The organism is Spirochaetota bacterium (assembly GCA_030154445.1).
Lineage (GTDB): Bacteria > Spirochaetota > Brevinematia > Brevinematales > Brevinemataceae > Brevinema_A.
This window is the reverse complement of record JAGUQW010000013.1, coordinates 1-19,310: the sequence shown is the minus strand read 5'-3', so window position 1 is coordinate 19,310 and position 19,310 is coordinate 1. Positions and strand designations below refer to the sequence as shown.

Below are 19,310 nucleotides of genomic sequence, written 5' to 3'. Positions count from 1 at the left end.
GAATTTTATATATATTGTTGTTTTATATATTTACTATTCCTTTATACTCCAATACTAAATTTGCTAGTGGTATGGAATTCAACTTATCTATTATCGAAATTAAAAGTAAATTTCCTATTCCAGAATCTTATTTTTTTGCTAATACAGGTATTTATGCTGGATTAATAACTACTCAAAATATAGGATTTAACCAATTAACACTTAGTTTATTACCAGGTATTGCTATTTCTCAAAATATTAATTTTCCTACTTCAGAGTATAATTTTAATTTTTATTTTCATGAAGCATATTTGAGATATGATGGACTTAGTGTATCTATTAATCTTGGGAAAAGTTTGTTAGGATGGGGGCTTGGAGAAATAAGACAATTCAGTTTCCTACAAAATGATAGTTTTCAAGACGAACAGAATAGATTTTATAATACTGAAATGTTATATAGAAATAATGCAACTTTACTATCTCTAGGTGTTGCTATAGATACAGAATCGTTAGATATTTTAGAAAAACCTGATTGGTATAAAACTTGGATGTATATCAAATTTGATCATACAGATTTTACAGTTTTATCATCTATTATAATGACATGGGACACTATTAAAGATTATTCTCTAAAAGTTGCTATAGATTTTCAATATTTTTTACCTAAGGGATTCGAACTTTATGGTTCTTTTGCCTACTCTATCTTACAAGATAATAAACTAGGTGATTTTGATGATCTTGATATTCTAGCTGCTTTAAAATATGAATATATATACAATGAAAATTTTCGTATCATTCCTTTAATGGAATATGTATGGGATCAAGAAGATAATCTCCTTTCTACAGGTATTACTATGCTAATCTATCAATTAGATGTTAATTTCTTTTATGTATATACCCATACTAAAGATAATGAAGATAAAAATTCTATCCTAACTAAATTAAAATGGAATGTTAATAATCATTTTAATTTGCGATTCGAACATCAAATATTTTTTGAAAAAGAACAAAATATAAATTTTAATAATACATTTTTATTAGGCATGGAAGTTCTTTTCTAATTTCACAAAACAAAAAAAGACAGGTAGTTAAACCTGTCTTTTTTTGTTTTATTAATTTAATCTTCTCTAATTATAAGAGGAAATCGTTTTCTAATTCCAGCATAAGCTGTGGGAACAACTAGAAGAGTAAAGAATGTCGAAAGAACCAATCCTCCAATAACTGAAGTTGCAAGAGGAGCATAAGTGTCACCACCTTCCCCAAGCCCCAAAGCCATAGGAAACATTCCCAAAATTGTAGTAAAAGTAGTCATACATACAGGTCGAATTCTTCGAACTCCAGCGATAATTGCAGCTTGATCTTCAGGTATTTTTTGTGCTAATAATGTATTAATATAGTCAATTAGAACAATACCATTGTTAATAACAATACCTACTAGAATAACAACTCCAATAGCAGAATATACATTTAAAGAATGTCCTGTAAAAAATAACAAAATCATAGAACCTAATGCTCCAAAAGGAACAGAAATCATAATTACTAAAGGAGCAATATAAGATTCAAATTGTGCTGCCATTAAGGCATAAACTACAAAAATAGCTACAAAGAACGCTAGTAATAAAGCTATCATACTTTCCTGAGTTTCTTCTGCATCACCTTTAAATACCACATTCACACCAGAAGGAATAAATAATTTTTCAGTGATCACTTTACGAATGGCAGTAACAGCACCTGTTGTATCTTTTTCATAGATTCCTGTAGTAGCTGCTTTTATTTTTAGGATACGAATAGAATCTGCTCTTTCGATCTCTGCTGGACCCAAACGTTGATTTGCATCTACTAATGTTCTAAAAGGTACTGATGTCCCTGATGAAATCGGAATATTAAGATTCAATAATGAATCAATAGAATATCTATCTTTATCACTAACACGCACACGCACATCTATATCATTACCAGTAGTACCTAAGATAGTAGTTGCTACACGACCACCAAAAGCTGTTCGTATCGTATTAAATAGAGTAACAGGTGATAGACCAGCTTGTGCTAATGCTATTCTATTAGGTCTTAATACAATTTCAGGAACTCCGCCATCTGAAGTGTTTCTAGGATTATCAATTCCTTGAATTCCTTCAAGTAATACCAATAATTGTTCTGCCACTTTCGAACTAACTTCCAAGTCATTACCTTGAATTTGAATTTCAATAGCTTCCCCACCATGACCACCGCCTATACCGCCACCGACAGACAAGAAACTTTTAACAGGATATTTAGCAAGAACAACTCTTACTTTTTCAACAATTTGATTAACTGTCTCTTTTCTCTCTGTACGAGAAACAAGAGTTACTCTCATTTTTGATTTGTGCTCTAAAATAGAACCAAAAAATCCTTTTTTCTCTTTTATTTGTAAACCAATAAGTTCCAAATCTTTCCCTATAACATTTCTAACTTCTTTTAAAATTTCACGAGAAAGAGACTCATTATATTCATATTTTGTACCTAAAGGATAAGTCAAATTAACAGAAAATTGACCATCATCATTAGCTGGCATATATTCTTTTGCTAAAATATTTGTGAAAAAGAGTAATAAAACAATAACAACTATATTACCCCCATACACTACTATTTTTTTATGCATTATACACCATTCTAATGCATGTTTGTAAACCACATCAATATCATGAAGAATTTTATCATTAAAACGCATATTTTTTCTTTTGTATTCTGGAATTATATCTTCTTCATCTGAAGAAAATCCTTCCATATGAACTTCTTTGATCAATATAGAGCATAACATAGGTACAAGAGTAATAGAAATTAATAAGGAAGCTAATAAACCAACAACAACGGTAATAACAAGATCTTTAAACAATTGAGCCATCAATCCTTCAACAAATAAAATAGGAAGAAAAACAGCTATTGTTGTAAGTGTTGATGCTGTGATTGCTAAACCAACTTCTTCAGCTCCATTAATAGAAGCTTTGATTTTACCCTGTCCTTCAGATCTATGTCGAAAAATATTTTCTAATACTACAATAGAAGAGTCAACCATCATACCTACAGCCAATGTTAATCCAGCCATAGAAATAATATTAAAACTTGTATCGGCTGCTAACATTGCAATAAAAGTAACTATGATAGAAGTTGGAATAGAAAGTCCAATTACTAATAATGATCTCCAATCCCAAAGATAAAAGAAAATAATTAATAGTGCAAATAAACCACCTTGTAAACCTGAAGATCTAACATTAGCCATTGATTCATTAATAGTTTCTGCAGTATTATACATTTCTGAAATTGCTACAGAAGGTGGAAGAGTCTTTTTTAGCTCTTTAAGATGTTGTTGTACTAATCTTTCTACTTCAACAGTATTTGCTCCTGATGATTTAGTGATTTCAATAATAACAGCTCCACGACCAGTTAAGATATCAGATTCATCTTCGATATCTAGACTTGTAACAAACATTCTTGAATTATCTTCATTTCCACCATAATAAATTTCAGCAATATCTTTAAGTAATATTGGAGATCCAGCTCTATAAGCTATAACAATATTTCTAAAATCTTCTAATGTTTTTAATTCTCCATCCGTACGAATACCAAATTTATAAGCACCTTGATAAACATAACCACCAGCAGTAGAAACATCATTTGCACTTACGATTTGAGCTATTGTTTCAGCATCAATATTATAAGCTTGAAGTCTATTTTGAGTTAACTCAATATGTACTTCTGTTTGAATACCACCAGAAACTTTTACTTGACCAACGCCAGGAATTTGTTCTAATGATTTTTTAATTTGATTTTCGGCTAAATCATAAGCCGTAGCTAGATCATCAATACCAGACATTAATAGTCCCATTACTGGAATCATATCTGTAGAAAATTTAAAAATTTGAGGAGAATCGGCTTCACTTGGAAGATTATTTCTAACAATATCAATTTTTTCACGAACATTAAACATAGCTTGATCCAAATCTGATCCCCATGCAAATTCTAAACGAACTGCTGAGTTACCTTCCATTGATGTAGAAGTAATCTCATCAAGATTTTCTACAGTAGATAGCACACTTTCTAAAGGTCTAGTAACAGATACTTCTACTTCTTCAGGACCTGCTCCTGTATAATCAGTACTAATCGTCAATACAGGTGTTTCAATATCTGGTAAAAAATCTACAGGCAATCTAAGAGAAGCAACTATTCCTACAGCCATGACTATAGATAGGAGCATAGACATAGCAACAGGTTTTTTGACCGATGTTTCTATAATAGACATTTCTAGCTCCTTTTATTTGTTTGTTTGATTTTCATCAGAGGGCGGTTTTATATTTTCCGTAACATTAGTGTCTTCTGACACTTGTGGTAAAGGTCTAATAGGAGCACCATCACTTAAATATTCACGACCAAAGACAATCATTTCATCACCTTCGTTGATTCCAGAAGAAATAGCAACTTTATCTCTGTAGCGTAAAGAAATTTCAACAGGTCTTAACACAGCTATTTCATTTTCATTGATAAAAATAGCATCTTGACCTTCTTTGGTTTTTGCTAATGCTGATTCTGGTATCACATAAACATTAGTTGCTTCTTCAATAAAAACAAAACTTTCAGCAAATATTCCAGAGAATAATAGATGATCTTTATTTGGTATATTAGCTCTTACAGTAAGAGATCTAGTTTCAGGATTTAGAGAAAGATCTCGTCTTGTAATTACCCCTTCAAAAATACGATTTGGAATAGCTCTAGCTTTGAAATATACTTTTTGTCCAATTTTCACTTCTGGAGCAGAAGACTCTGGTACTTGAATAATGGCTTCTAATATATTGATATTACCAACCATAGCCACGGAAGTTCCAATAGTAACATCAGCTCCTTCAGATACCAAAATACGAGTTACTACCCCATTAACAGGACTTGCTACAGGTGCTGCAGCATAACGAGCTCCAACTTCAAATCTATCAATAGAAACTACTGATTGATTACGACGAACAGCATCGCCTTCCAATCTGTTAAAACGCAAAACCTTGCCTGTAACAGGAGAAGTCAAAGCAACTTCGTTATATGCTTTCAATTCGCCATATAGATCTAAAAATCGTTGTAATGATCCTGATGTAGCTTTTTGAACAAGAACGGTTGTTCTATTATCCATTCCTTTGCCAGATTTTTTACCCATTTGGCTATTTGAAACAATTCTATACACTGCTAATAAAATAATACTAATAATAATAATTATCATTATTATTTTTGACTTAGATATCTTCATTGAATTTATATCCCCTTATCTATACTTTAAATTTATTTATTTTAAAATTTCTTTATTTTTGTATTTTTGCAACTTCTGCTAAGAAAGAAGGTAAATCATTAATCGCTTGTTGTAAAATTAATTTAGCATTTAATTCATTATATACAGATAATAAGAGATTCTTCTTGGCATCAACATAATCTACTTGTGCTTGATTTAATTCTAATAAAGAAATACGACCAAATCGATATTGTTCTTGAGCAATATCTGAAGCTCTTTTTGCCTGCTCTTCACTACTTCTAAAAGCATTCACACTTTGATTTAGTTCTCTAATATGTAAGAGAACATTTTTAATTTGTATAATTTTTTGTTCCTCTGCATCTAATAAAGCGTATTGAGATTTAACAATATTTGCTTGAGCCGATTTCACTTTAGAAGCCACCCCAGTGCCTGGAATCCATTCCAACAATGGAATTTGGACAGATGCTGATACTCCATAAGAACCATTATAAGATGATTCGCCAAAACTTCCAATAGCGACATCCCTACCCCATGATGGGGTATAATCAAATTGAACATTTACTTTTGGTAAACGGATTGCATTCGCTTGTCCCTTTTGACTTTTGGCATTATTGTAATTAGCTCTTAAACTAGCTATTGCCGTATCATTAGAAAAAACATACTCTAAAGAAGCGTTTTCATCAAATTTAGAAAAAACGATATTAGTTACTTGAAGAAGATCGCCTTCTAATTCTATCATCGTATCAGATTCTAAAGCATAGCCAATATAACGATAAAAATCTTCTTTAGAAAAAAGTCTGTTTTTTTCTGCTGTGAAATATGTTGGTTGTGCTGAATAAAATTGTGAACGAGAAAGAGATACATCAAAATCTGATACTCTACCATTATTATAGTTAATTTCAGCTTGATTTAATTGATTTTTCAACTGTTGCAATCGCTCTAAAGATACTTTCACTTCTTCTTGTTTTAGAAATTGATCATAATAACGTATAGTACTTTCGTACACTATTTCTCTCATTTTATTTGAATAAGTATTTTGAATATTAAGATAATTTTCTTTTGCAATACGGTACGCATAGAGATTTGCAAAGCCGTTAAAAATAGTTTTTGATAATACTATAGAAGGTACAGATATATCCATATTAAAACCTAAGGATGTTGCTGCAATATCGAGTTTGTTTTTGGAAGTAGTAAATAGATCTCGGACACTTGCACCAACAGTTGTGGATAAATTAGGGACATAGAAATCTTGAATAGATCCTGTATACAATGCTTGGGCACTATCTAAATCTTTTTTTGCTTGTGCTAATAATAAATTGTTTAACAAAGCCATATCAATAACATCTTGTAATGACCATTGATTTGTTATTTGGGGAGCATCTGTGGGGACTTCATTTTCTAAATTAGCAGCTCTTTTAAGTAACATATCTATATCGTAGATTTCTTGATTTGGAAATAAAGATTTTGGTAATTCTTGAGAATATATATTAACACTCATCAAAATCATACTAAGTAAACAACCATTAAGTAAAGATTTTAACATTCAATTTCTCCTATTTTATAGTAAACACATTTTCTATATTTTATGATATCTTATCTAATAATAAGATATTTTTTATATAAAACGATTCGATTATTTATCTATTTATTTGTTTTTAACTAAGTTTATAAAAAAATTCCCTCTCTCTATATAAGAAGTGAACTCATCAAACGAAGTCCCTCCAGGAGAGAGTAATACAATATCTTGCTCTTCTGCATATAACAATGCCATATCGAAAGCTTCTTCTAATGTCTTACATACATAAGATTCTGAATCATACCATACTCTGGAAAGCTCTTCTGCTAATTCTCCAAAAACAAAAATTTTTTTAGTGCTTTGTTTGATGATATCTCTAATTTCACTAAAATCCATTCCTTTGGATCTTCCACCAGCAAGTAATAATATCGGTCTATTAAAAGATTGTATCGCTAATTTAAGAGATTGTACGGTAGTAGACTTAGAATCATTATAAAATAATACACCATTTTTATTATCTACAAATTCCAAACGATGAGCAACCCCTTGAAATTCTGTTAATGCTTTATAGATATTATTTTGACTAATACCCAAGGCCGAAGCTATTATTGATACAATAATAGCGTTTTGAAAATTATGGATTCCTACAACTTTCAAATCTTTGGTATTAATGAATACTTTATTATCTGTATATATTTTTTTATCTTTATAATACCAATTTGTTTCTTTAATTAATGAAAAATATTTGATATCAGCATTGATATCTATAGCAAAAGAATGAGTATAGTTATTATCTTTATTTATAAGAGCTAGATCTGTTGCATTTTGATTCGTAAATATATTTTTTTTAATTGATGCATAGTGATTTATATCATCATAACGATCTAAATGATCCGCATGAATATTAGTAATAACAGCGATATGAGGGTGAAATTGTTGTATAGATTCCAATTGAAAACTCGATAATTCTACTACAAAAATATGATCTTGATAATAAAGATCAGCATATTCAAATATCGGAATTCCTATATTTCCAACCAATACAACAGGTTTTTCTGTAGCAATAGTATCCCCTAACCATGTTGTAACTGTTGTTTTTCCATCTGTTCCTGTTACAGCGATATAAGTTCTATCAGGAAATTCTCGATAAAAATATTCTATGTCATTAAGAATCTCTATTCCCAGAGATAATGCTTTTTGAATCAATGAAATAGACCGTGGAACTCCAGGACTAATAAATATTTTTTGTATAGGATATTTGTCTAAAAGAGTCACTTCTTGACTGCCTAGCTCATTATAAACTGTGCCAAGCTTAGATAATTCTAGTAACATATCTTGCTGATTTATGGTGTTTTGTTGATCGACAATAACAAGTTTTTCTTTTTTATTTTGTAACAAATAACACGCTAATAGATAAGAGGTTCTATTTGTAAAACCCAATATTAAGTACATTCATTCTCCATAATAAATAATAACATAGTAATATTATAGTGCACAATTATGAAAAAAGCAATTACATTTCATATTTTATGAATTTACAAACATTGATTTTAAAAGGGATATCTCCTATAATAATTTAATACAAATATTTATATTCGAGGATACCCATGGCAAAAAAAATGATTTTAGTCATTGATGATGAAGAAAATATTCGTAGTGGTATTGTTTTTGCCTTACAAGAAGAAGGATATACTGTTCAAAGTGCTGAAAATGGTGAGCAAGGATTAGAAAAATTAAATTTATTTTTGCCAGATTTGGTAATTTGTGATGTTAAAATGCACGGAATAGATGGTATTGAATTTTTAACTCAAGCAAAAAAAAAACATCCTATGATTCCTATTATTATGCTTACAGGACATGCTGGTTTAGATGATGCTATTAATGCTATGAAAATTGGTGCTTATGATTTTTTAACCAAACCAGTACACTTAGAAAAATTATTTCTATTAATACAAAGAGCCTTATCTTCTACTAAAAGTCAACAGCATTCAAAAGAACTCGAACATAGGCTAGATCAACGAAAAGGATTTAAAGATATCATTGGTAATTCCCCTCAAATAAACAAAATGATTGACATTCTCAAGCAAGTTTCTCCAACAGATGCTACTGTTTTATTATTAGGAGAAAGTGGCGTAGGCAAAGAAGTGTTTGCTAATGCCATACATGAAAACAGTGAAAGAATTAACGGACCTTTCGTTAAAGTACATTGTGCAGCCTTACCTGAAACATTACTAGAAAGTGAATTATTTGGACATGAAAAGGGGGCTTTTACAGGTGCTACAACAAAAAGACAAGGTAGATTTGAAAGAGCTGATGGTGGTACTATTTTTTTAGATGAAATCGGTGATATTAGTCCCCATGTACAAGTCAAACTACTCCGTGTATTGCAGGAAAGAGAGTTTGAGAGAGTTGGTGGAGAAGAGACTATCACTGTCGATATCCGTATTATCACCGCAACCAATAAAAATCTTGAACAAGCGGTTAAAAATGGAACTTTTAGAGAGGATCTTTATTATCGATTAAATGTGGTTGAAATCACAATACCACCTCTTAGAGAGAGAACAGAAGATATTCCAAAATTATCCATAGAATTCTTACAAAGAATTACTAAAAAATATAATAAAAATATTATTGAATTTTCTCCAGAAGTCTTAAATATTTTTTTAAAATATCCATGGCCAGGAAATATAAGAGAGCTACAAAATGCTATAGAAACAGCTGTTGTATTATCTAATACAACTATCATCACCAAAGATTTCCTTCCTCAACATTTGAATACATTATAAAAAATAAAGCTCTCTTTTACAAAGAGAGCTTTATTTTATCAAGGCTTATATAATGCTTTGAGACATCATATATATTTTTTATTTTTAAAGTTCATTATCCTAATAATAATTATATTATATAAGAAATCCTCTTTTTTTCAGTGTTTGAATAATTAAGCTTTGACGCTTAAGTAAATCTTTTTCTTTGATTATTACTACTCTATTAGTATTTATTTCTTCTCTATATTCATTAAATAAAAGATCTTGAATAATATTAGTTGCAAAGGGATTTTTTTCTCTATAATCAAATTCTGGAGAAATAAATTCTGAAAAAGGTGTTAAAAAAAAAATTATATCATAGATTTCATTATGTTCTCTACAAGAACTTTCATAATCATTAAAAAAATGAATAACTTTTTGATCCTTAATCTTCAAATCTTTTATCAATTCATAAGGAAAACGAGATAAGCCATTTTTGAGATAAACCGTATAATCCATATATGACCTATCAGAAACCATTCCCTTTCCCAAACTTAAAGCAGTTTTTTCACTTTCTATTTTTTTCATTAATATTTGGGTTTCAAAATCAATAAAATCTTCTGGAGAATTAATTTGAAAACCTTGTTCTAAAAATTCACGAGCGAATTCTGGAATATAGGACATATTTAAAGTGGTTGCCAACCAAGTTGCCAAGGTTGTTTTGCCTATTCCATGCGTGCCTGTAAAAGTAATATTCATTAATTTCCTCGATTATTTACTCAAAAGATTGTTTACTATATATTGTGCTATCTTTTTAGTTGCTCCAGGTTCACCCATATGTGATATACCAATAGTACCCAAACGATTTCTTTCATGGCTATTATGTATTAAACTATCTATTTCCTTAACAACAGCCTTAGGATAATTTTCAACAAAAACAAAAGATTCACCTAATAATTTGGCATTATCTTCCATTCTACGCCTAGTACTTTGCGGGCCAGTTCCTCTAAAACCTATAATTGGCTTTCCAAGTCCTGCTATTTGTTCTCCCGCAGTACCAGCTAAACTTAATGCAAAAATACAAGATAAAGCAACACTATCAAACATTGCTGAAGAATAGCAATATACTTGATGAGAGTCTTTTTCCCATATAGGAATTTCATCGTCTAAATTCTCACATTTCCAAGCTTTATGAAGAAAAACTTCCTTGATTTTTTCTTTGCTAAGACTTCCCGCTTGTACAAAAGCCCAATGAATAGGTGTTTTAATAAATGGTAATAAATTTAACATCATTTCTAAATTACCATAAGATTCTTCTCTACTTCCAGGTAATAGTGCTGCAACAGGTATCTTAGAAGTAATTAATGGTGTTTTATGGTCTAACAAATCTTGCATTAAATTACCATAATATTGAGTCTTTATTCCAAATTTCACAAAATCATCAGCTGTACTTTGATCTCTAGGAAAAGAGATCGTTGCATATTTTTTTATGAAATGTTTTTCTATTTTAAAATGTGATTGTATATAATCTGATTTAGCTGTTGGGATAAAAACCATAGGAACATTTTTGTTGTTTTTCAAAGCAGGTACGACCAAGGTCATCAATAAAAAATCACCTACAACAATAATAATATCCAAATTATATTTACTCCACTCTTTGATCCTATCTTTAAATTTAAAAGGAGTTAAAAAAGCTCCCGCTCCTAGATCTGCTAAAAAACCAGCAAAAGAACGCGTTGGAAAACCACCAGAGGGCGTCATACCACCTGTAAAAAAAGTAGCAAATTGTTCTTTATAGTACCAGCGTCCAGAACTCACTAAAGATCCACCTACAAATTGAAATTTGTCTATTTTTTTTTGAATTTGTAATTCTTTTTGTATTTCTGTCATTAATTTTGCTGCCATAATTTCTTCAGCGTAACCATTTGCGATTACACAAATATTTTTTTTCATAAAATGCCCTTTTTCACAGATGATAACTTCTATTATATCTTAATTAAATTTTATACTTTTATTATTATTATTATTTGATCCTAATGCTATCAATATCATAAATAAAGTGGAAGACCATATAAAATAAAGCCAGTTGTCAAATATTCCCGTAGCTAACCATGAAAAAAATACCACAAGAAATATCATATTATTGTTATTAGCTCGATAATTCAAAATAATTTGTCTACCTATTAGATAAAGTAAAAATAGAAATATTATAATTCCTATATAACCAATCTCTAAGATTATAGATAAAAACAATTGATGTAAATAATCTGATAAGTTAATATCATTCATCATTCGTTGATAGAAAGGGCCAAAATTCATCAATCCTATTCCTATGAGAAAATTATCATTTTGTTGTATTTGTTCTATACCAAATTGATATTGATCTATTCTTGACGCTATTGTAAATTGTTGCAAAGGATTGGTAAATAGTTCTCTCCATTTTTGGAAATGTGTTACAAGATAATAAAGTATTCCTAAAAAAACACTTCCTATTCCTAGTAAGAAAAAAAACCATCGTTTTTGCTTTTTTTGGATGATCAAAATTAACAAGCTCATCCCAATAGAGATCCCTAAAAATAAAAAAGCATTACGTGATAAAGTCGCTAAAGTACCAATAAAAGAAAAAATGATACCACTATTAATAATAATTTTTCTTGTTTTTGATAAATTATATGTAGATCGAATACCTATTAATACCCAAAAAGCTAAACTCAAAAAAGCACTGGAGTGTGTTGGCCAATTACCATAAATAGAAGCCATCCCTAAAGAATCTGTGCCTGTACTGGCTTGGAATCTAAAAATTAATACATCAATATAATAAGGCATGTTATAATGCCATAAAGAAAAAATCACCGTACTAATAATAGAAAATGATAATAATATCCCTATTCGTTGCACAAATTCTGTACCTCGTTCTCGAATAAAATTTTGATTGTATACAGCTATAAAAAAACAAGTATATAATACCAAACCAAAAGTAGCCCAAAAAGACATCACGCGAGATTCAACAGCAAAAAAAGAAGAAATCATAGAAATCCCTAGCATCCCTAACCACCCATAAATAATAGTATTATCTAATATTAATGTTTTCTCATATATATTTCCCGCAATAATAATGATAGTAGCAACTGTCAAAAATATCCAAAATCCATCTGACAAAGAAGCGCATATTGCAGCTAGCATGATAAATAATTCAGCAAATTTTCTCCAAGCTTTTATTTCAGAATAATTTGCATACAAATAAATAGAAATCAATCCTGATAATAAAAGTGTAAAAACAGTAATAGCTAAAGGTAAAGGAATGGTTACAATATTATCTATAGGCTGAATAAATAATGAAACCAAAGCTAGTAAGCAAAAAACAATAGAAAAATAAATACCCATAATTTCTGTAGGATATTTTTTAATAAATATTGCAACTTCTTTTTTAAACATAATTTTTTAGCCTATCCCATAAAATTTGTAGCGTTTGATCTTTTTGAAATAATAAAACCCTTTCTTTTCCTTTTATCACAAGATCTTTTCTTAATTCTGTATTATTTATAATTTCTATCATTTTTTGTTGTATTTCGTAAGGATTATTAGGATCAGCATAAATAGCTGCATCTCCAGCAACTTCTCTATGAGACGGAATATCTGATAATAACAAAGGACAACCACAAGCCATTGCTTCCAAAGTAGGTAGTCCAAAACCTTCATAAAAAGACATGCTACAATAAAACATCGCTCTATTATAAAGTTGAATTAATTCCTTATCTTTACAGCGTCCTAAAAAAGAAATACTGCTATGTTCTCTAAAAACATTATATTCTATATCCCGAGCAAAATTTTTAGAATTTCCTCCAACAGCATATAGATTAACATTTTTTTTATTTAATCCTATAAAAGAATGCAATAAAGATATATAATTTTTACGAGGATCTAGACTAGCTACTGTTAATATGTAAGAATCGTTATCTTCATTAATCTCTTTGTTGATCTCTAGGTCAAATTCTGAATTCAACCATAAAGGGAGTACAACAACTTTTTTGTGATCTACATTCAAAGTATTTATAATTTCTTTTTTAGAAAATTCACTGACTGTCATTATAAATGCTGCATGTTTGGCAATAATAGGAATAACAAAACAGTAATACAAAGAAAATATATTAGAAAACCATTTAGGATGCCTCAAAAAAGCAACATCATGTATCATTACAGCCTGATTTTTCAATCCAAATAATGGTGCTACATTACCAAAATTTAATAAAAACTCTTTTGTTTTTGTTACTTGAAAAGGTAACTTTATTTGTTCCCAAAATAATAAATATGGTTTTGCTGAATATAATTTTTGTGGCTTTAAAATCTGACACATAGATTCTTGTATGGTATCTAAAGGTGTGTATACAGTAGCAGTAGTATTATATATTGACGCTTGTTTGACCAGCTCTACTGCAAAATTATAAGCAACACGCTGTACTCCTGTGATTTGTTGTGTTAAAAAACGACCATTAATTGCTAATTTCATAAGTCCAGACCTTTTAATAGTATTTCTACTACATATTCTACATCTTCTAAGCTCATCCCATTATGGAGAGGTAAAGAAATGGCATTACTATATTGAGCATAACTATGAGGAAGTGATCCTTGATATTGATAATATTTATTCACTGTCATCATATGGAGAGGTTTGTAATGCACATTAGTGTGTACACCATTTTCCAAAAAATACATCATCAATTGATTACGCTGTACTTCATTATAATCACGAATGCGTATAGTCATTAAATGACATGATGATTTTTTTATGTGATCAAACATACAAGACTCATCCATTATAATGATATTATAATCTTGTAATAATTGTTTGTAATGAGACATAAGTGATCTTCTATTAGGTAAGATCGTACTTTTATAACGCTTTAATTGAGAAAGCCCTAAAGCTGCTAATACATCAGGCATATTGTACTTATAACCAGGAATAACAATATCATACTCCCAAGAGCCTGATGTAAATTTTTCTCTAGCACTTTTATTTTGACCATGCAGAATATAAGCCTTGAGTAGAGCGTGAAACTCATTGTCCAAATGATTATCATTAAAAGAAGAAAAACTCAAAGCCCCACCTTCTGCCGTAGTCAAATTTTTCACTGCATGAAAAGAATAAGCTGCCATATCTGATTGACTATCTAAAAAACGAGATCCCAATGCATGAGCACTATCCGATAAAATCAAGGGTCTCCCCAAGGATTCTTGAAACTTATTATTGGAGCTAAATTGCTGAGCAAGGATTTGAGTATCAAAAATCAAATCATGTGCTGTAGAAAAATCAACAGGAATAATCGCTTTGGTATTATGCGTGATTTTTTTATAAACATCTTCTGGATCTATATAAAAAGAATCCTTAGCCACATCAGCAAAAATAACTTTAGCACCTGTATGGTAAATCACATTAGCTGTTGCTGCAAAAGTATAAGGGCTTGTTATTACCTCGTCACCCTCACCTATCCCCATAGCTATTAACGCTACAAATAATGCTGAGGTTGCAGAATTTGTTAAAACAGTGCTATGAGCTTTATTATAATTAGTTAATAATGCTGTAAATTCTTCTCCAACACTACCTGAAGTAATCCACCCAGATCTTAAAACATCAGTAAGGGCTAAGATATCATCTTCATTAATACAAGGAGGAGAAAATGGTATTATCTTCATAGTAAACCTTAAGGAATGTATTTTTGTAATGATTCTAAAATCTCATCACAAGATCCATGAACCATAACATGAGAAAGGGTTTCACAAACCTCTTTCACTTGCTCTTGAGTCCAAGATTGCTCTGTATTTCGAAGGGCGAATAATTTTTTATGCTTGGAGGTAAGAATCTGTTCAAAAGCATATGTTAATTCTTCTGCGTCTTTTTCGCCACCTCTATTACCTATAATACTAACATCTTTGATATCAAATTTGAAACCTATATATTCAACCAAACGCTGTGCTAATTTGCCTATACTGATAGAATCACCCATATCAAAAGAAAATAAATTACCTTCTTCTGTTGTTACGGCAAGTAATACCAATCGAGCAGCTTCATTTACAGACATAAAATAACGTAACATCGATGGATCTGTTATAGTCAGAGGGGTATTATGTGCAATTTGATCTAAAAAAATAGGAACTACACTTCCCACAGAGCCAAAAACATTTCCAAAACGAACAGTAGTAATATGCATATTTGGAACAAACTCATCCATAGCTAGACAAATTTTTTCAGCAATTCTTTTGGATGCCCCTAAGGCAGAAATAGGATTGACAGCTTTGTCTGTCGATACCAAAACAAAATGTCCTACAGATGCAGCTATTGCCGCTTCTATAGTATTAACTGTACCGATAACATTAGTTTTTATAGCTTCTTCAGGATATAATTCCAATACAGGAACATGTTTGTGTGCCGCTGCATGAAACACTATATTAGGATGAGAGTTTTTAATACTTCTGAATAATTTGTGCTTATCTCTAATATCTCCCAAAATAAATTCAAAGCGTTTGTCTTGATGATATTTTTTACAAAGAGTGCTTGCACTATTTTCTCCATGTCCATAAACAATTACTTTTTCAATAGATAATCGAAGCAAATTGTCCACGATTTCCGATCCTATAAAACCTTCTCCTCCAGTTACAAAAACAGTTTTACCTTTATAAAAATTAGTAAGATCTACACTGCTAATAGGATTCTCTTCTCTATTCATAATATCAGAAAAATTAGGTATAGTAACAGCACTAGCTTGACGAATCAAATCAGACAATAGGATGATTTTAAAACCCTCTTGTATTAACTGTGATGAAACATTTGAATCTGGATAATAATCCAAAATACAAATATTCTTATTCGTGTTAGAAATCGTTGACATAAGTTGCGAAGGGTCTACATGAGAAAGTGAAGATAGATGTTCATCATTCGTGATGATAGCAAACTTCATTGATATTCCTTATTTGACTATAATAATTTTTGAATTTCTTCTATATCAGAAAAATGAATCTTGCTTTTGCCGATAATTTGATAATTTTCATGTCCTTTTCCCGCTACTAAAACAACATCCCCTCGATCAGCTTTTTGATAAGCCAAACGAATGGCTTGCACTCTATCAATTTCTTGATAGATATTAGTCATAGAATCAAAACCTCTCATAATATCTTGAATAATTAACATCGGATCTTCTGTCCTAGGATTATCAGATGTTACGATTTTTATATGAGCATTTTTAGTAGCTTGTGCCATTAATGGTCTTTTACATGTGTCCCTATCTCCTCCAGCACCAAAAACCACAATGGATTTTTTACCAGAAGATAAAGTATCATTAACAACAGAAATCACTTTTTCCAAGGCATCTGGCGTATGTGCATAATCAATAAGAAAAACAACCCCTTTTGGAGAATTCACTTTTTGCAAACGACCAAGAATTGTTATATTAGGTATATGAGACAAAATATTATCATCCGAATAACCAAGATGCCGTAATAAGACAAAAGCCATCATAATATTTTGAACATTTATCATGCCTAGAAGATTGCTATTCACAGCAATAGATATCTCCCCATTACTTAGTGTAAATTCAGTGTTATTGATAGTAAGATTGATATTAGTAGCATTCCAAACCCCTTGTCCTTCTATAGATAAGGAAGTTGTTGGAACACCTCTTTCTCCTAGTTCTTTTAACAAGCGTTGTCCATACAAATCATCTGCATTAACAAATGATTTTTTGTTTTTTTTACAAGATTGAGCCAACAATTTTAAAAATAATTGAGATTTAACACGATAATACTTTTCAAAAGTCCCATGATAATCCAAATGATCTTGAGTCAAATTTGTGAACAAAGCACAATCAAAATTCAAGTTTTCCACACGTCCCAAATCCAAAGCATGAGAAGCAACCTCCATAATAACATGAGTTACCTTTTGATCTATTGCTTGGCGTAATAATTTGATCAATGTCAAAAAATCTGGAGTTGTGTTTGGTGCTGGATAAACAATATCTCCAACAACCCATTCCACAGTACCAAAACAAGCTGTTTTTGCACCCATCAATTGCAAGCTTTGATTGATCAACGTAGCTGTGGTAGTTTTACCATTAGTACCTGTTACACCAATCAACACCAATTCTTTGTCAGGATAATTATAAAATTTTAAGATCACTTGCGACATATCTTCTTTGAGATTTATACTAGGGATAAATAAGGCATCCCTATAAGAATCTTGTAAAGCAATAAGTCTATTCTGAGCAACCAAAAAATAACGACAACTATGTTGATATGCATCATCTATAAAATCATGCACATCTATTTCAAAACCAGTAAAAGCTACAAACAAAGTATCTTTATTAGCATGTCTGGAATCATTTTGAATGTTTTGAATAGTAATATCTGTAGAAAATTCAATGGTTGGAAACAAGTCTTTTAATGTCATTATTATTTTTTCCCATAAAGAATATTTTATATTATAATGACTAACTATTAAAATATCAAAAATATAACTTGTATATTTTATAAATAAATATATCGATTCATCATGCCCTATTCATTATTGACAATTTATACCGTAATATGTTATGATACCATAAGTATATTCTATAACTGTATACAAACATATTAATTGAGATAAATCATTTATGATAGAAGAAAATATAATCAATCCTCATCATCAAGTTGTTGATGTTGAGGATACCCTCCGCCCTCAACGACTACACGAATTTGTTGGTCAAAGTAAAATCAAAGAGAATATTTCTATTTATATAGAAGCGGCACGAAAACGAAATCAAGCTATGGATCATGTATTGCTTTATGGGCCTCCTGGGCTAGGTAAAACAACACTTAGTCATATTATCGCTACAGAATTAGAAGCTCCCATCAAAATAACATCTGCGCCAACATTAGACAAACAAGGTGATTTGATGGCTATCCTTACCAGTCTTCAAGAGGGTGAGGTATTATTTATTGACGAAATACATAGACTCAAAAAAACACTAGAAGAAATTTTGTACTCAGCTATGGAAGATTTCAAAGTAGATATTATTATTGGTGAAGGAACGGGAGCTAAAACATTATCTTTTTCTATACCAAGATTCACTCTTATAGGAGCAACTACTAGGGCAGGATCTTTATCAGCACCGTTACGATCTCGCTTTGGAATTATAGAAAGAATGGAATTTTACAATGAGCAAGAACTATCAGATGTTATCAAACGCTCTGCCAAAATCCTACAAGTAAATATAAACGATTCTGGAGCTCAAGCGTTGGCCTGTCGTTCTAGAGGCACTCCTCGTATTGCCAACAGATTGTTAAGAAGAATTTCTGATTTTGCATTAGTTGCAAATATATCAGAAGCTCATTCTGAATTTATAGATCAAACACTACAAAAATTAGAAATTGATCATGAAGGATTGGATTCTGTAGATAGAAAATTATTACAAATAATCATAGAGTTTTATCAAGGTGGTCCTGTAGGGATTTCAGCTCTTGCCGCTACTCTTAACGAAGAAATTGAAACATTAGAAGATGTTATTGAACCTTATTTGATTCAAAAAGGATACATACAGCGTACCCCTAGAGGAAGAGTGGCATCTTTTAGAGCTTATGAACATCTTGGGATAAAATCCCAACAAAGAGATAATGATACAACACTATTTCACAATAATTAAAAAAAATATTCACTATCATAAGGAAATAAAATGACTCCTAAAATATCTGTTATTATCCCTGTTTATAATACCGAAGCTTTTCTTCGTGAATGTCTCGACTCTGTCATCAATCAAACTCTTAAAGATATTGAAATTATTAT

Annotated in this window: 15 protein-coding genes; 4 read left to right on the top strand and 11 right to left on the bottom strand. The window is 30.6% G+C overall.

Going from position 1 to position 19,310, the window contains the following annotated elements:
* Positions 1–14 precede the first annotated feature (14 nt).
* Complete coding sequence (locus KFW21_06350; GenBank protein ID MDK2819050.1) at positions 15–1,040, top strand: hypothetical protein; 1,026 nt, start codon at positions 15–17, stop codon at positions 1,038–1,040.
* A 56-nt stretch (positions 1,041–1,096) separates the two neighbouring features.
* On the opposite strand, the gene KFW21_06345 is transcribed toward KFW21_06350, so the two are convergent.
* From KFW21_06345 to murD, 4 genes are all read right to left on the bottom strand, one after another.
* A complete protein-coding gene (locus KFW21_06345) occupies positions 1,097–4,255 on the bottom strand; it encodes an efflux RND transporter permease subunit (protein ID MDK2819049.1) in 3,159 nt (1,052 codons plus the stop codon).
* Between the two features lie 12 nt (positions 4,256–4,267).
* Complete coding sequence (locus KFW21_06340) at positions 4,268–5,242, bottom strand: efflux RND transporter periplasmic adaptor subunit (GenBank protein MDK2819048.1); 975 nt, start codon at positions 5,240–5,242, stop codon at positions 4,268–4,270.
* A gap of 52 nt (positions 5,243–5,294) precedes the next feature.
* Complete coding sequence (locus tag KFW21_06335) at positions 5,295–6,785, bottom strand: TolC family protein (GenBank protein ID MDK2819047.1); 1,491 nt, start codon at positions 6,783–6,785, stop codon at positions 5,295–5,297.
* 102 nt (positions 6,786–6,887) lie between these two features.
* Positions 6,888–8,210 carry a UDP-N-acetylmuramoyl-L-alanine--D-glutamate ligase gene (gene murD, locus KFW21_06330; GenBank protein MDK2819046.1) on the bottom strand — a complete coding sequence of 441 codons (1,323 nt, stop codon included), beginning with the start codon at positions 8,208–8,210 and terminating at the stop codon, positions 6,888–6,890.
* A gap of 155 nt (positions 8,211–8,365) precedes the next feature.
* Between murD and KFW21_06325 the strand changes: the two genes are divergently transcribed.
* Positions 8,366–9,544, top strand: coding sequence for a sigma-54-dependent Fis family transcriptional regulator (locus tag KFW21_06325; GenBank protein MDK2819045.1), 1,179 nt, complete (start codon positions 8,366–8,368; stop codon positions 9,542–9,544).
* Positions 9,545–9,658: 114 nt separating this feature from the next.
* Here the strand turns inward: KFW21_06325 and KFW21_06320 are convergent, their stop codons facing one another.
* Genes KFW21_06320 through KFW21_06290 form a run of 7 tightly spaced genes read right to left on the bottom strand, consistent with a single transcriptional unit; the run spans position 9,659 to position 17,939 of the window.
* The gene (locus KFW21_06320; protein MDK2819044.1) at positions 9,659–10,261 is read right to left on the bottom strand and encodes an AAA family ATPase; all 603 of its coding nucleotides are present in this window, start codon (positions 10,259–10,261) and stop codon (positions 9,659–9,661) included.
* A gap of 12 nt (positions 10,262–10,273) precedes the next feature.
* On the bottom strand, positions 10,274–11,455 hold the full coding sequence (locus tag KFW21_06315) for a hypothetical protein (GenBank protein MDK2819043.1): 1,182 nt from the start codon (positions 11,453–11,455) through the stop codon (positions 10,274–10,276).
* 39 nt (positions 11,456–11,494) lie between these two features.
* A complete protein-coding gene (locus tag KFW21_06310) occupies positions 11,495–12,937 on the bottom strand; it encodes an O-antigen ligase family protein (protein MDK2819042.1) in 1,443 nt (480 codons plus the stop codon).
* Positions 12,930–14,009, bottom strand: a complete 1,080-nt coding sequence (locus KFW21_06305) for a glycosyltransferase family 4 protein (protein MDK2819041.1) — start codon at positions 14,007–14,009, stop codon at positions 12,930–12,932. The genes KFW21_06310 and KFW21_06305 overlap by 8 nt, the downstream gene beginning before the upstream one ends.
* Positions 14,006–15,193 carry a DegT/DnrJ/EryC1/StrS family aminotransferase gene (locus tag KFW21_06300; GenBank protein ID MDK2819040.1) on the bottom strand — a complete coding sequence of 396 codons (1,188 nt, stop codon included), beginning with the start codon at positions 15,191–15,193 and terminating at the stop codon, positions 14,006–14,008. The genes KFW21_06305 and KFW21_06300 overlap by 4 nt, the downstream gene beginning before the upstream one ends.
* Before the next feature lie 8 nt (positions 15,194–15,201).
* Complete coding sequence (locus tag KFW21_06295) at positions 15,202–16,455, bottom strand: polysaccharide biosynthesis protein (protein MDK2819039.1); 1,254 nt, start codon at positions 16,453–16,455, stop codon at positions 15,202–15,204.
* A 17-nt stretch (positions 16,456–16,472) separates the two neighbouring features.
* Positions 16,473–17,939: a UDP-N-acetylmuramoyl-L-alanyl-D-glutamate--2,6-diaminopimelate ligase gene (locus KFW21_06290; GenBank protein ID MDK2819038.1), complete on the bottom strand. Its 1,467-nt coding sequence runs from the start codon at positions 17,937–17,939 to the stop codon at positions 16,473–16,475.
* A gap of 202 nt (positions 17,940–18,141) precedes the next feature.
* On the opposite strand from KFW21_06290, the gene ruvB reads away from it, so the two are divergent.
* On the top strand, positions 18,142–19,170 hold the full coding sequence (gene ruvB, locus KFW21_06285) for a Holliday junction branch migration DNA helicase RuvB (GenBank protein MDK2819037.1): 1,029 nt from the start codon (positions 18,142–18,144) through the stop codon (positions 19,168–19,170).
* Positions 19,171–19,200: 30 nt separating this feature from the next.
* Positions 19,201–19,310, top strand: a 110-nt coding sequence (locus KFW21_06280) for a glycosyltransferase (GenBank protein MDK2819036.1), incomplete at its 3' end; no start/stop codon positions are given.